This is a genomic window from Lactococcus sp. S47 (assembly GCF_016517475.1).
GTDB lineage: Bacteria > Bacillota > Bacilli > Lactobacillales > Streptococcaceae > Lactococcus > Lactococcus lactis.
Genome location: NZ_JACVUB010000005.1, coordinates 1 through 15129, shown reverse-complemented (window position 1 = coordinate 15129; position 15129 = coordinate 1). Strand labels below are relative to the sequence as shown.

The 15129-nt window shown below is 34.5% G+C and carries 14 protein-coding genes; 7 read left to right on the top strand and 7 right to left on the bottom strand.

Annotated features, from left to right (window positions below; translation table 11 throughout):
* Window positions 1-16: 16 nt before the first annotated feature.
* From IAE52_RS06215 to rlmH, 5 genes are all read right to left on the bottom strand, one after another.
* Window positions 17-820 (bottom strand): phosphatidate cytidylyltransferase, encoded by an 804-nt coding sequence (locus IAE52_RS06215; protein ID WP_003130590.1) that lies wholly within the window; start codon window positions 818-820, stop codon window positions 17-19.
* Window positions 820-1554, bottom strand: coding sequence for an isoprenyl transferase (locus IAE52_RS06210; RefSeq protein WP_200136737.1), 735 nt, complete (start codon window positions 1552-1554; stop codon window positions 820-822). The genes IAE52_RS06215 and IAE52_RS06210 overlap by 1 nt, the downstream gene beginning before the upstream one ends.
* Window positions 1555-1926: 372 nt before the next feature.
* Window positions 1927-2259 (bottom strand): preprotein translocase subunit YajC, encoded by a 333-nt coding sequence (gene yajC, locus IAE52_RS06205; protein ID WP_109991337.1) that lies wholly within the window; start codon window positions 2257-2259, stop codon window positions 1927-1929.
* 94 nt (window positions 2260-2353) lie between these two features.
* Window positions 2354-3052 carry a DNA alkylation repair protein gene (locus IAE52_RS06200; protein ID WP_200136736.1) on the bottom strand — a complete coding sequence of 233 codons (699 nt, stop codon included), beginning with the start codon at window positions 3050-3052 and terminating at the stop codon, window positions 2354-2356.
* A gap of 18 nt (window positions 3053-3070) precedes the next feature.
* Entirely contained in the window at window positions 3071-3550 is a 480-nt protein-coding gene (rlmH, locus tag IAE52_RS06195; RefSeq protein ID WP_003130585.1) for a 23S rRNA (pseudouridine(1915)-N(3))-methyltransferase RlmH, read from the bottom strand.
* 375 nt (window positions 3551-3925) lie between these two features.
* On the opposite strand from rlmH, the gene IAE52_RS06190 reads away from it, so the two are divergent.
* The 5 genes from IAE52_RS06190 (at window position 3926) to IAE52_RS06170 (ending at window position 9220) form a co-directional block, all read left to right on the top strand.
* The gene (locus IAE52_RS06190; RefSeq protein WP_012898631.1) at window positions 3926-5152 is read left to right on the top strand and encodes a S1C family serine protease; all 1227 of its coding nucleotides are present in this window, start codon (window positions 3926-3928) and stop codon (window positions 5150-5152) included.
* Window positions 5153-5277: 125 nt separating this feature from the next.
* Window positions 5278-6276: a glycosyltransferase family 4 protein gene (locus tag IAE52_RS06185; RefSeq protein ID WP_023189027.1), complete on the top strand. Its 999-nt coding sequence runs from the start codon at window positions 5278-5280 to the stop codon at window positions 6274-6276.
* 125 nt (window positions 6277-6401) lie between these two features.
* Complete coding sequence (locus IAE52_RS06180; protein ID WP_010906331.1) at window positions 6402-7742, top strand: glycosyltransferase family 4 protein; 1341 nt, start codon at window positions 6402-6404, stop codon at window positions 7740-7742.
* Between the two features lie 107 nt (window positions 7743-7849).
* Entirely contained in the window at window positions 7850-8074 is a 225-nt protein-coding gene (locus IAE52_RS06175) for a YkuJ family protein (RefSeq protein ID WP_003130579.1), read from the top strand.
* 141 nt (window positions 8075-8215) lie between these two features.
* Complete coding sequence (locus IAE52_RS06170) at window positions 8216-9220, top strand: hypothetical protein (protein WP_033900684.1); 1005 nt, start codon at window positions 8216-8218, stop codon at window positions 9218-9220.
* A gap of 40 nt (window positions 9221-9260) precedes the next feature.
* Here the strand turns inward: IAE52_RS06170 and IAE52_RS06165 are convergent, their stop codons facing one another.
* Window positions 9261-10013, bottom strand: a complete 753-nt coding sequence (locus IAE52_RS06165) for a tRNA1(Val) (adenine(37)-N6)-methyltransferase (RefSeq protein ID WP_010906333.1) — start codon at window positions 10011-10013, stop codon at window positions 9261-9263.
* 360 nt (window positions 10014-10373) lie between these two features.
* The gene (polA, locus tag IAE52_RS06160; RefSeq protein ID WP_109991338.1) at window positions 10374-13007 is read right to left on the bottom strand and encodes a DNA polymerase I; all 2634 of its coding nucleotides are present in this window, start codon (window positions 13005-13007) and stop codon (window positions 10374-10376) included.
* Between the two features lie 238 nt (window positions 13008-13245).
* Here polA and IAE52_RS06155 point away from each other — a divergent pair, with 238 nt between their 5' ends.
* Window positions 13246-14055 carry a Cof-type HAD-IIB family hydrolase gene (locus IAE52_RS06155; RefSeq protein ID WP_109991339.1) on the top strand — a complete coding sequence of 270 codons (810 nt, stop codon included), beginning with the start codon at window positions 13246-13248 and terminating at the stop codon, window positions 14053-14055.
* Window positions 14055-14978 (top strand): LacI family DNA-binding transcriptional regulator, encoded by a 924-nt coding sequence (locus IAE52_RS06150; RefSeq protein WP_033900679.1) that lies wholly within the window; start codon window positions 14055-14057, stop codon window positions 14976-14978. The genes IAE52_RS06155 and IAE52_RS06150 overlap by 1 nt, the downstream gene beginning before the upstream one ends.
* Window positions 14979-15129: the final 151 nt, after the last annotated feature.

Sequence of the window (15129 nt, the reverse complement as noted above, 5' to 3'; positions counted from 1 at the left end):
GACTTCCTCCTTAAAATTAGAATAGTCCAAGTAGATGCATAATCGGGAAAACAAAAATCAAATTGTCAAAGCGGTCAAGAATTCCACCATGACCTGGTAAAATTTTACCTGAATCTTTTACGCCAAAATGACGTTTAATACTTGATTCCACAAGGTCCCCAATCTGACCAACCACTGAAAAGATAATTGTAAAGATAACAAGTTTCACAAAGCCAATTTGCGGCAATTCCTTAGTAAATAAGAAATACATGACTAAGGCAACAACAACGGCTGAAACAATTCCTCCAACTGAACCGACCACTGTTTTATTTGGTGAAACAGATGGCAAAAGTTTTTGTGGAAAGCGGTCTTTAAGCGAGCGGCCAAAAGCATAGGCCCCGATATCTGTCGCCCAAACGATAAATAGAGCTAAAAAGACAATATAAACACTTGTTTGACGTGCTGTCAGTAAATTTTGAAAACCAATCCCTACATAGAAAGCCGAAAGAAAAGGGAAACCAACATCAACAAAAGAATATTTCCCGTTTGAAAGGACCATTCCTGTTAACATCATGAATAAAAAGAGTGTAAAGAGCATCACTCCCCCGTCAGCATTTAGACCTAACCAATGTTTACCGACTGGCAAAGCAAGTGACAAAGCAGCTAAAGTCGCTAAAATTCCTTCAAATGAAAAAACTTGTAATTTATACATTCTAAATAGCTCTTGCATTGCAATAATAACAAGCAGAGCGACTAAAATTTGAAAGTAAGCTCCTCCAAGAAGCAAGAGGGCTAAAAAGATTCCTCCCGCAACTACTCCTGTGATAATTCGTTGCATCATTATTTGACTCCTCCATATCTGCGGTCACGCTTTTGAAAAGCAGAAATAGCCTTGTCCAATTCTTTATCATCGAAATCTGGCCAAGCAGTTTGCGCAAAATATAATTCACTATAAGCTGACTGCCAAGTCAAGAAATTAGACATTCTTTGTTCACCAGATGTTCTGATAATCAAGTCTGGATCCCGAAGATTTTCAGGCAAAACAGCAGTTTGTAGATGTTTTGACAACTCTTCTTCTGTCAGTAAACTTAAATCCTGACCACTTTTAGCAAGCTCTTGAATGGCTAAAATAATATCACGACGGCCACCATAATTCATTGCAAAATTCAAAATCATTCCGTCATTTTCTGAAGTTTCTTGAGCCGCACGGTCAATTGAATCTAACGTTGCTTTTGGCAAACCTTCGCGTTCACCAATCATCTGAATCTGAATATTTTCTTCTTTTAAAACTGGAACATATTTACTATAAAAATCGATAGGTAAACTCATGATGAATTTCACTTCATCAACTGGTCTTGTCCAATTTTCTGTGGAAAAAGCATAAACGGTCATCACTTTTATGCCACGTCTCGCACCATGAACAGCAACATCTTTTAGCGAATCCATTCCTGCTTTGTGTCCAAAGATTCGTGGTTTCCCTTTCTGCTTAGCCCATCGTCCATTACCATCCATGATAATTCCGATATGCTCTGGAAGTAATTCTTCTTGCTCTTTATTTTTTAAGTTATTAAACATAGTACCTCACATGAGAATTTTATGCAAAAATATTTATCATAAATTCACCATTATGCTCTTTGGTTATTAAAGTTTTTTTACACCAAAGACTCTAAGAAAGAAATTCTCTTCTTCTTATTTTTTTCTTTATCAATTTATTCAAAAACTTTCTCTACTGTTTTTTTCAAAAAAGACAGTATTACTTTTCCATTTTACCATATTTTAATATAGATTTGTATCTCAAATTTTATTGGTCAGTAATCATAAGTTATTCTATTTGCTAAAATCAACTGACAGATAAATCTGTCAGTAAAATATTTTATAAAAAAATCCTGTCAGTAACTGACAGGAAAATAAATGAAATCTATTTTCTCATTAAATGTAGAAAAGAGATTAGTTTTCTTCAATTGGGCTTTCCACTTTTGTTTCGGCCGGTGTTTCTTCAACAACAGTTGTTCCTGGTGTTACACCACTTTTTACAGTTTTTACGGCTGCACGGTCGAAAGTCAAAATCACACCTTCACAATCAAGTTCAATTGTTCCTTTTGCTGAATCAATGCTTGAAAGAATTCCGTGCAATCCACCAATTGTTACGATTTCTGAACCTGGTTGCATTGCATCCAATTGTTCTTGGCGTTTAGATTGTTGTTTCTTTTGTTGACGGTTCATGAAGAACATCATCCCACCCATAACGACAACGATAAAAATAAGAGATAAGCCTGACATTTCTGTCTCCTTTATAAGTTTTATTCAAATTTAAGTTCACTTTCGAACATTCTTCTTATTCTATCATAGTTTGAAAACTCTGTCAAATCAAGCTTTAGAGATGTTTACTTGCTTCTCGAATTGAAAGTTTTGCCATTTTATTTTCATGTTCTTCAATAAATTTTATGACCCAAGCAGAATTTGTTTTTGCCAAATCTCGCAAAGCCCAACCTATTGCTTTCGTAATAAAAAATTCATCAGCAAAAGAACTTCCTAAAAGATTTTTTTCAATATTATATGAAAGTAATTCTAAATCTGTTTGATTTTTAAAGCTTAATTGACAGTCAATTGCAATTCGTCGAATCCAAAAATTTTCGGCTTGAGCCCATTCTTTTACGAGAGTCTTGACCTGTTCATAAGCAGTTGAGTCATTTTCGGTCGCTTGTTTACGACCTGTCAGTAAAAGATGACCAACTAATTCATCTAAAGCATCAACCGTATCCCACCATGATTTACTGACAGTCAATTTTTTTATCTTTTCCATGTCATCAAAAATAAGCCATTTCTTCATTTGATAAAGATAATCTAAAGCCAGATATTGAAATTCACGCTCAGGCAAATTCCAAAATTCAAAAACAAGCTCCCAATCAATTTGCTTATCTCCCTTCTTTTCCTTTAGAAAATCTTTTGCCAAAAGACGTCTTTCTGGCGTTTTTAAACCAATAAATTCAAACTGGTGACGCAAATATGCTGCTTGTTTTTCAGCATTTTCTTCATTCTTATATTGGCGAAACTCTTCTATAATATTAATCATTTCATTCCTTTCAAATTTTTACTTATGATAAGCCGAACCTCGATTAATCATTTGTGCCCGATAAATTTGTTCTACTAAAACCAGACGCATCAGTTGATGAGGAAGTGTCATTCGCCCAAAAGAAATTTGCAAATCACTTCGTTGATAGACTTCCTTTGAAAGTCCTAAAGAACCTCCAATTACAAAAACAAGATTTCCTGTTCCGTAAACTTCAGCTTTCTTCACAAAATCAGCCACTTCCTCTGATGACATTAATTTTCCTTGAATGGCTAAAATCGCTAACTGATCTCCTGCTTGAATCCGTGATAAAATTTTCTCACCTTCACGTTTTTTCAATGCCTCTGCTTCTTTTTCGGAAGCATTATCTGGAATTTTTTCATCTGCTAGCTCAATAATTTCAAGTGGCAGCATCGTTCCCATTCGTTTAACATATTCAGCAATTCCATCTTTTAAATACTTTTCTTTAAGTTTTCCAACAACTACTAATTTAATCTTCATTTTTATTTTTCTCTCTAAATTAAAACTTTATTACTTAAAAATTAACAACTTTTCCCCAGTTTTTTGATTACTTTTACACTTTCAAGAATAAAAACATTTATAAATTCTTAAATTTATTTTATAATTTTACCCTTTTCCCCCATTGAAAACAAGATGAAAACATGATTTATCAACATTTTTTTACTTTTTTCCACTTTTCTGTGGAAAACTTTATTAAAATATCCACTTATCCTCATTAATTTTTAGATTATCCACAAAAATGTGGAGAAACTATATTAGTTTGATTTTTGTTACTATTAAGGTATTATTAAGTGAGAGTAGATATAATTACATCATAGAAATGCTACAAAGAGTAATAATTGAAAGGAATTATTTATGGCAAAAGCTAATATAGGAAAATTGCTATTAACAGGTGTCGTGGGCGGAGCCATCGCACTTGGAGGAAGTGCAATCTATCAAAGCACTACAAATCAATCGGCAAATAATAGTCGTTCAAATACAACTAGTACAAAGGTTAGTAACGTTTCGGTAAATGTCAATACCGATGTTACCTCTGCAATTAAAAAAGTTTCAAATTCTGTCGTTTCTGTTATGAATTATCAAAAAGATAACTCACAAAGTAGTGACTTCAGTTCAATTTTTGGTGGAAATAGCGGTTCAAGTTCATCGACTGATGGCTTACAGCTTTCTAGTGAAGGCTCTGGTGTCATCTACAAAAAATCTGGTGGTGATGCCTACGTTGTAACTAACTACCACGTTATTGCTGGTAATAGCTCACTTGATGTTCTGCTTTCTGGTGGACAAAAAGTCAAAGCTTCTGTGGTTGGTTATGATGAATACACAGACCTTGCTGTTCTTAAAATCAGTTCTGAACATGTCAAAGATGTGGCGACATTCGCTGATTCTAGTAAATTAACAATTGGTGAACCTGCCATTGCCGTTGGCTCACCTTTAGGTAGTCAATTTGCTAACACCGCAACTGAAGGAATTTTATCTGCAACAAGCCGTCAAGTGACTTTGACCCAAGAAAATGGTCAAACAACTAATATCAATGCAATTCAAACAGATGCTGCCATTAACCCTGGTAACTCTGGAGGGGCTTTGATTAATATTGAAGGACAAGTTATTGGAATTACTCAAAGTAAAATTACAACAACTGAAGATGGTTCTACTTCTGTCGAAGGTTTAGGATTTGCGATTCCTTCTAATGATGTCGTAAATATCATTAATAAACTTGAAGCTGATGGTAAGATTTCACGCCCTGCTTTAGGTATCCGAATGGTTGACCTTTCACAATTATCAACAAATGACAGTTCTCAATTGAAATTACCAAGCAGTGTAACAGGTGGGGTTGTTGTTTACTCCGTCCAATCTGGACTTCCTGCTGCCTCAGCTGGTTTGAAAGCTGGAGATGTAATTACAAAGGTTGGCGATACAGCAGTAACTTCTTCAACAGACTTGCAAAGTGCTCTTTACTCACACAATATCAATGATACAGTAAAAGTTACTTATTATCGTGATGGTAAATCAAATACAGCAGATGTTAAACTTTCTAAATCAACCAGTGACTTAGAAACAAGCAGTTCATCTTCTTCTAATTAATAACTTAATAATTTAATAAAAGTCTTCTGTAAATAGAAGGCTTTTTTCATACTAAAGTCTGAAATTTTTAAAAATAATAAATTTCCATTTTTCTTTTATTGATTTATGGTAAAATAAAGTTAAGCATGAAAATTTTACTTTACTTAGAAGCCGAACAATTTTTGAGTCATTCAGGAATTGGTCGTGCAATGAAACATCAACAACGCGCCCTTGATTTAATGGGCATTGACTGGACAAAAAATCCTGAGGATGATTATGATATCCTCCATTTAAATACTTATGGCTTTAGCAGTTGGAAAATGTTAAAGAAAGCAAAAAAAGCTGGAAAAAAAATAATCTTCCATGGTCATTCGACCAAAGAAGATTTTCAAAATTCCTTTATTGGCTCAAATATTGCTGCTCCTTTCTTTAAACAATATTTAATGCACTTTTATCGTGCTGCTGATTTAGTCATTACACCAACTGATTATTCTGCTAGTTTGCTCCGTTCTTACGGAATTAAATGTCCAATCTTACCTATTTCAAACGGAATTGATTTGACTAAATATTCTCGAAGTGAAGCCAAAGAGCAAGCCTTCCGTGAATATTTTTCACTAAAATCTGACCAAAAAGTTGTCGTGACAGCTGCCCTTTATTTTAAACGTAAAGGGATAGATGATTTTATTAAAGTGGCTGAAAGAATGCCCGATGTGACTTTCATTTGGTTTGGTTATCAAAATCTTTGGACTATTCCTGGTTGGATTCGTCGAATTGTTAAGAAAAATCATCCGAAAAATGTTCTTTTCCCAGGTTATATCAAGGGAGATATTTTTGAAGGAGCCATGTCTTCTGCAGATGCCTTCTTTTTCCCTTCTCGAGAAGAAACTGAAGGAATCGTTGTTCTTGAAGCACTTGCTAGTCACCAAAAAACTGTCGTTCGAGACATCCCAGTTTATCATGGCTGGCTTGATTCAACTTGTGTAAGTATGGCAACAGATGTTGAAGGTTTTGTCAATCAACTTCAGGATGTTTTAGATGGAAAGGTTGACAAGACAAAAGAGGCTTATCAAGTAGCTGAAAGTCGGACAATTGAAAAAGTTGCCCAACAATTAGCTGATGCTTATCAGCAAACTTTAGAACTTTAATTTTTAAAAATTACTGACAGAAAGAAAAAGTAGTTGCTGACCAAGCTGTCAGTAAAATTTTCTTACTAAAATTCTTGTCAGTAAAAAAATAAAAAATTTACAGAAATATAAACGGGAATTTATTTATGAGAGTTGGACTTTTTACAGATAGTTACTTTCCACAAATCAGTGGAGTAGCAACAAGTATTCGCACTTTGGCCCTAGAGCTTGAAAAATTAGGGCATGAGGTTTTCATTTTTACAACAACAGATCCAAATGCTGATGTGGACCACGAACGAAATATTATTCGGCTGCAATCCATTCCTTTTGTGAGCTTAGCAGAACGTAAAATTGTCCTCAAAGGTGTTTTTGCTGCTTATTTAATTGCTAAAGAATATGATTTAGATATCATCCATACGCAAACTGAATTTGGAATGGGAATTTTAGGTAAAATGGTTGCTGCTCAATTACGCATCCCTGTCATTCATACCTTACATACTAAGTATGAAGATTATGTTTACTACATCGCCAAAGGACGCTTAATCCGTCCAAGTATGGTTAAATACATTATTCGTAATTTCCTGCGTGGAACTGAAGCGATTATTTGTCCAAGTGAAATGGTTTTGGAAACTGTCAATAGTTACGGTGTCACTCTTCCTAAACGTGTCATTCCAACAGGAATTGAAATTGACCGTTTTAAACGTGATGACATTGAACCTGAAGAAACAGCAAAATTAAGAGTCGAGCTTGGTCTGGCCGAAAATGAAATCATGTTGCTCAGTCTCTCACGGATTGCGGCTGAAAAAAATATCCAAGCAGTGATTCATGCATTACCAGATATTTTAGAAGAGTTTCCCGTGAAACTTGTAATCGTTGGTCATGGCCCATATGCCGAAAATCTAAAAGAATTAGTTAAAGAACTTGAACTTACTGATAAAGTTGTCTTCACAGGCCCAGTTGAAAATGAGAAAACAGCCTATTATTATAAAGCTGCTGACTTCTTCATTTCTGCTTCTACTTCAGAAACCCAAGGCTTGACTTATCTTGAAGCAATGGCAGCAGGGACAAGAGTCCTAGCTGCTAAAAATCCTTATTTGTCTGAATTAATTAATGACGATGAATTCGGACAACTCTTCATTGGTGATGATGATTTAGCTGAAGTTACCAAAAAGGCAATTCGTGATTTACATCCCATTGATAAAGATAAATTTGAAAAGAAACTTTATGAAATTTCAGCGGAAAATTTTGCTAAAAAAGTTTATCTCTTCTATATTGACACCATTATTGAATACAATAACCTTAAGTCTATTGAGGCGGAACGTTTTCCAATGAAAATGGAAGATACCATTCGTCAAATGCCAGTTACTGTTAAACGTTCACTTAAAAGAGAACAAATTCGAGCAAAATATTTTGCCAGAAAAGCCAGTAAACTTGCCAAAAATCTACAAAGTTATGTTAAAATAGATAAGGACAAAGAACAGGACTAATGGGGTCAATCCTAAGAACTGTCCCTTTGAAAAACAATTGGAAGTAAAAAACAATTTTATAAAAACAGAGTTTTGCTTTGCAGAACACCGAAAGGAATTTTTAAGAAATGAAATCACATTTGTTAGCAATTATGAATCGCTTAAACCGTTTGGTTGAAGGTGGTGACCCAAAAGAAACTTATAATTTTGAACGTGAAGGCGAAGTAATGCTTACTGTAAGTTACAGTCCAGAAGATGAAGCTTTTGCTTTGCGTTATCCTAAACAAAAAGATGCTTCATTGTTCGATGATATCGACCTTGTTGCCATTGAAATTTATGATATGATTTATTAAAAAGTTACTGATGAAAAGATTAGGATAAACCTAAGAGCTTTCATCAGTATTTTTTTATCTTAATTCTAACATTTCTTAAATGTTGTTGAACTTTTACATTTTTTATAGTAGAATATCAATAAAAAACAATTGGAGATGTTTATGAAAAAGAAAATTTGGATGTCCTTGGGACTTGCTGCACTTGCAGTTTTTTCCCTTTCTGCTTGCTCAACTAAAAACTCTGATGAGGCCAAAAAGGCCTTTATTTCAGATACAGTTGCCTTGAATAATTCTAAAGACTATAATGCTCAAAAAGTAAAAGTTGATATTAATGAATTCAAAATTCATGGTGGTGGAGATAATTCTGAATTCAACAAGATTTTTAACAAGGGTGCTGGACTCGATTTTAATATTGGACTTGATAAGACTAACCAACTTGCAGTTCTTGATGGAAAATTGACAGTCGCTAAAAAAGATTATGATTTAGGATTTATGATGTCACAAAAAGGGCTTTATATTAGTAGTTCAGACATTAAATCACTTTATGATAACAATAAAGATTTAATTCCAAGTCCTGCCGAGGATACGGCTACAATTTACGGAGCTATGATTGATAGTCTCAATAAATCATATTTGCTGATTGATTCGCAAACGCTTGATTCAAATGTTCAATCTTCTAAAGATAACTGGGAATCAACGCTTAAGCAACTTTTTGAATCAAATTCAAAAATGAGTGAAGCTGATTTAGAGAAACAATATAAAGAGATTCCGAATTCTGATTTCACCAAATCTGGAAATAAAGTGACTGTGGAATTTTCTGGTAAAGATATTGACCTCAATGATTTAATCAATAATTTGAGTGCTACTTATTCTATTCCTAAAGAACAAACAGAGCGATTAATCAAAGAAAGTAAAAATATTGATATCAGCAAACTTTCTGTTAAATTAACTGTAGATAAAAAATCTCATGAAATGACTGGAAAACTGACTGGTAGTATTTCTAATACAAAAGAAAAAACAAGTGCTGACCTTGATATATCTTTAGCCTCAACGCGTAGCAAACTAAAAGAAACACTTAAAGAGCCTGCTGCTACAGACACTAATACACTCGAAGAAGTGCAAAATGCAGCCATTGAAAAATTAATGGCGCAAGCAAGTGCGATTTAATAAAAAAGTTACTGACAGAAATTTCTGTCAGTAACTTTTTTTAATGTTTTCCATAATAAATTTCATCAATTTCATCAGTGTAAGTTCCGTCATCATTATGAACAATCAAAGGCGGTAAGAAAATTTCGCCCCCTTCTTTGCCGTCTTTAATCGCATCAATCAATAAAATATTTGCTGGTTGATTTGCCTTAGGATAAACAAATTGAATCCATTTAGGTTGCAAATTATTAGCACGCATTTTGTCTACAATTTCTAAAAAACGCTCTGGTCTATGAACCATGGCAATGTGTCCGTTTGTTTTGAGTAATTTTTTACTGACAGAAAAAATTTCATCCAGATTTGTCGTCAATTCATGACGGGCCAAAGTATAATGCTTACTTTCATTTAAATGACTTTCATCTGAATCCACTTTAAAATAAGGTGGATTACAAAAAATCAAATCTGCACTTGAAGTATGAAGATGGTCAAGCGCCCGATTAAGATTATCATTAATGACAGACATTCTGTCAGTAAGTCCATTGAGTTCAATTGAACGAGTTGCCATATCAGCCAAACGTTCTTGAATCTCTAATTCAATAATTTGAGCATTTGTTTTAGAACTCGCAAAAAGTCCGACAGCTCCATTTCCCGCACATAAATCTACAATTTTACCCCGTTTTGGTAAGCGCGGAAAACGAGCTAACAAAATCGCATCAATACTAAAAGAAAAAACCTCTCGGCTTTGAATAATTTTTACCCCACTGCTGGCGATTTCATCAATTCTCTCATCCATGTTCAATTCGATATTTTCCATTATTTTATTATAACACAGCCAGTAAGGCGAAACAAAATTTCGTGCTGTTGGCTCTCCATCTAATTACTATTTCGCTCCCTTCGTCAGCTGAATTGTCCATACTCTCTACGGCAGTAAACTACCAAGTTCTAGTGGCAATCAAGTCCCATCGGGCTTAGCGGGTTGCCTTTCGACTAATCCGAAAAAGGGCACAGCCAGCGAAGATACGGGCAATGAGTATTTTAACATAGCCCCTAACCTTTCTTCTAACAGTACCCGTTAAAAAACGATAATCAGCCCCAGCTAATTATCGTTTTTATTTATTATTTTTTTTCAATAAACGTGAAGAAGTGAACGGTTTAATTCTATCATTAATCTTTATTATTTAGCTTCATACCAAGTCTTACCAGTATTTTCATCCACTTTTAATGGGACAGCAAGTTCAATCGCTTCTTCCATCGTTTGTTTTACCAAGGCCTTAATTTCATCTAATTCCTCTAAAGGAACATCAAGAATAATTTCATCGTGTACTTGCAATAATAATTTTGATTTAAAATCACGAGCACTCAAAGCTTTATCCAAATTAATCATCGCAATTTTTAAGATATCAGCTGCCGAACCTTGAATTGGTGAATTAATAGCCGTCCGTTCTGCAAAACCACGAACATTAAAATTACGAGCATTAATATCTGGAATCTTACGACGACGGTGACTCATTGTTTCAACAAAACCTTTGTCTCGTGCCTCGCGAACAATATTTTCCATATAGGTTTTAATCCCAGGATAACGTTCAAAATAAGTTTCAATGTAATTTTTAGCATCTTTTCTTGTAATTCCAAGATTTCTTGCTAAACCAAAATCGGAAATTCCATAGACTACTCCAAAATTGACTGCTTTAGCATTTCTACGATCATTAGCAGTCACATCTTCTGCTTTTTCAATGCCGAAAACACGCATAGCCGTTGAAGTATGGATATCAGCTCCATGTTTAAAGGCATCAATTAAATGTTCATCCCCAGAAATATGTGCCAAAACTCGCAATTCAATTTGTGAATAGTCAGAACTCAATAAAAGCGAATCCTTGCTTGGGACAAATGCTTTACGAATTTTTCGTCCCTCCTCAAGTCGAACAGGAATATTTTGTAAATTCGGGTCAACTGAGCTCAAACGTCCAGTTTGAGTCAAATCTTGAACATAACGTGTATGAATTTTTCCATCATCTGCAATTTGAGGAATCAGACCTTTCACGTAAGTTGATTGTACTTTATTGATTTGACGATATTCCAAAATTTTTGCTACAACGGGAGATAAAGCAGCTAAGTCTTCTAAAACATCCACTGCCGTTGAATAGCCTGTTTTTGTTTTCTTTCCAACCGGTAGCTGTAATTTTTCAAATAAAATCACACCCAACTGTTTTGGTGAATTAATATTAAATTCTTCACCAGCCAAGTCGTAAATTTCACGCGTCAAAGAAGCCAATTTTTCTTCATTTTCCGCACCAATTTCTTCCAGTGTATTTTGGCTGACAACAATCCCTGTAATTTCCATTTTTGCTAAAACTTCTGCTAATGGTAATTCCATATCAGATAAAAGATGCTCTTGTTCATTTTCAAGCAATTCAGCCATCATTTTTTCTTTGGCCAAGGCAAGCACTTTAATTTTACGAGCTAAATGTTCAAATAAAACCGCATCATCAGGTAAAGCAATTTTTGTCCCTTTGCCAAAAATTTCTTCATCCGTTGCCAAATGTCCGCTATTGAAAAGTCTTGCAATCGTCGAAATTTTATTATCTTCTGTTGTTGAAATTAGATATTTTGCAAGCATTGCATCAAATTTGACCAAAGGTAATTCGATATTCAAGTGACTTAAAAGTACTCGATTTTTCTTGAAATCATAAGTATTTTCAGGGAACTTCATTTTTGTCAGTAAATCTATATTTTTAGAAACATAAATTTTCTCAGCATTTCCCCAGGCAAAAGCCACAATTTGCTCACGATGATAATTTTCCCCTAAAGTTTCCAAATAGAAGAAATCATCAGCATTTACCTTTTCACTGATAGAGCCATCAGTAACTATTTCAAAATCAATTTCGTCAACAACTTTTTCGTCAGTAACTTCTCCACCAGCCTCAGCCAATAATTTACTTTTGAATTGAGCAAATCCCATTTCATCATAAAATTGACTAAGTTCATCAACCTTTTTACCTTTTAAAAGCGTATCATCTAAGCCAATTTCAATTGGAGCTTTCGTATTTATCGTTGCCAATTGTTGTGACAAAAAGGCCATTTCTTTGTCAGCAATTAGATTTTCTTTCATTTTGCTGGCTTTCAAAGAATCAACATTTTCATAAAGATTTTCAAGCGACCCAAACTCTTGCAAAAGTTTAAGACCAGTTTTTTCGCCAACTTTTGTCACGCCAGGGTAGTTATCAGAAGAATCGCCCATTAATGCTTTTAAATCAATAAATTGGGCTGGAGTCAATCCCATTTTTTCTAAAAGATAATCAGGTGTAAACTCCTCAAACTCAGCAACACCCTTCTTAGAAATTTCAACTCGCGTATTTCCATCCACAAGTTGAATCATATCCTTATCACCCGTCACAATAGTAACATCAAAATTAACATCTGGGGCTTCCGCCATTTTGTCCAAAGTCCCAATAATATCATCAGCCTCATAGTTAGCTAACTCATAATGACGAATTCCCAATTTCTCAATCATTTCCTTGATAAAAGGTAATTGCTCACGAAATTCATCTGGTGTTTTTGAACGTCCGCCTTTATAGTCAGCAAACATTTCCGTACGAAAAGTTGTTTTTCCTGCATCAAATGCAATCAAAATATGTGTGGGCTCAATCCGTTCCATCAAAGAAGAAAGCATTGTATGAAATGCAAAAATAGCATTAGTATGTAACCCATTTGGCGCTTTAAAGCGATCTATCTGATTATATAGCGCAAAAAAGGCTCGAAAGGCAACCGATGACCCATCAATTAGTAAAAGTCTGTTCTTGTTCTCCATTTTATTTCCTATCTCTTCCATATTTCTATACTTTTATCCATTCATCTAAGTAAATATTATCTTAAAACACATAAAAACGAGCTTTACTAAATTATAACATTTTCACCACTTCTTTTGGAATTGCTCAACTTTAAGCATAGTCATTCAATTATTTTAAAAATAAATAATCAATAATCCTTGACATGGAACGCGTTCCATAATTTAAAATAGACTTAATCAAACAAAGGAGCTTAATCACATGAAAATTAAACACATTTTTACAGATATGGATGGAACATTACTTGACTCACACGGAAGTGTATCAGACACGAACCACTGGTCTATTTATTACAGTGACCTTCCAATCACATTAGTTTCAGCCCGCAGTCCCTTGGAAATGAGCAATATTGTAGAAAAATTACAACTCAGAACCCCTCAAATCGCCTTTAACGGGAACCTAACCTTCACCCAAAATCAATTTGGACTACAAATTATTGATAAAAATCCCCTAGCTTCAGAAACCGTCTCACAACTATTAAATTACATCTCAACAGAATTTCCCAATGTCAGCTTAAATTGGTACAGTCTTGCTCACTGGTACATTAACAAACAAGACAAAGGAACCTTTATCCAAAAAGCAATAACAGGTATAGAACCTAAAATCAAAGCCTTTGATGGTCAATCAGAAATATATAAAATAATGATGATTATCTTTGATTCTCAAGAACTCTTACAACTTCAAGCTCAACTAAATAATCTAAACATCCCCAATATTTCAGTTCAACAAAGCGGACAATGGTATTTAGAAATTACATCTGATAATAAAACAAAAGCCGACGCTGTACAATCAATACTTGATAATAAAAATTTAGACTTTCAGGAAATTGCCGCTATTGGTGATGGTCATAATGATATTCCACTTCTCCAATCAGCTGGACTCGCTATTGCCGTAGATAATGCTAACTCCGAGGTCAAAAAACATGTTAAAATGGTTGTAGCAAAAAATACTGACGATGGTGTCGCTGAAGCAATATCAGCTATTAATACCATTAACGAACAGGTGATATAATGACCTCTTTATCCGATTTATCGAAACTTAGCGGCTATTCAAAAGCTACCATCTCTCGTGCCCTTTCTGGGAATGGCTATGTTTCAAAAGAAACACGTAAAATTATTTTGGACTTAGCTAAAGAACTTGACTATACTCCCAATGCAATCGCACAGGATTTATCGGCTGGTACAACAAAAAATATTGGAGTTGTCCTCCCCTACGTCAAGCATCCGTTTTTTGGGCAAATATTAGAAGGGATTCTGGATAAAAGTTTTGAAACTGGCTATAAAATCGTCATCCTCCCTTCAAATTACGACCAAAATCTAGAAATTCAATACTTAGAACAACTCCGTAAAAAAGCATTTGAAGCATTAATTTTTACCTCAAGGGAAGTTTCTGAACAAACCGTTCATAAATACCAAAAATATGGCCCAATTATTTTATGCCATAAACCTAAAAGTAAAAAAATAGCCGCCAGTTATGCAGAAAGAAAAATTGGATATCGAAACGCTCTAGAATGGCTTCAAGAACAAAATTGTAATAATATTGGGTTTCTCTTTGCACGTTATAAAAGTCCAACTACATCTGTTACTCTCCAAACCTATAAAGAAATATACGAAGAAAAAATAAGAGATGAACAAATAAAAACGGGTGCAGTATCTTCAGCAGACGGTTACAAATTGGGGCCCCAACTTACACAATTTGATGCAATATTTGCTAATTCTGATGATATTGCTGCTAATGTTTGGCGTTGGTTTGAACAACAAAAAATACCTAAACCTGTTATTATTGGCCAAGAATCATTAATATCTGGTCAGGTTCTCAAAATTCCAACCGTAAATAATCACTTTCAACAAGTAGGACGTTGTGCATTTGAATTGGCTATTTCCAAAGAAATTCAGCAACTAGCAATTAAATCAGAGTTTATTCTAAATCGTTAAATAAAAAAGGCCCGAGAGGTCTTTTTTATTTATTCATACATCCTATCTCTTGAATCTCGTTAGCGAGATAAAAAAAGAGGAGCCATAGCTCCTCCAGTTCACTTGGCCACTCGCCTATCTCCCAGGGGGCAACCCCCAAGTACTTCCGCCG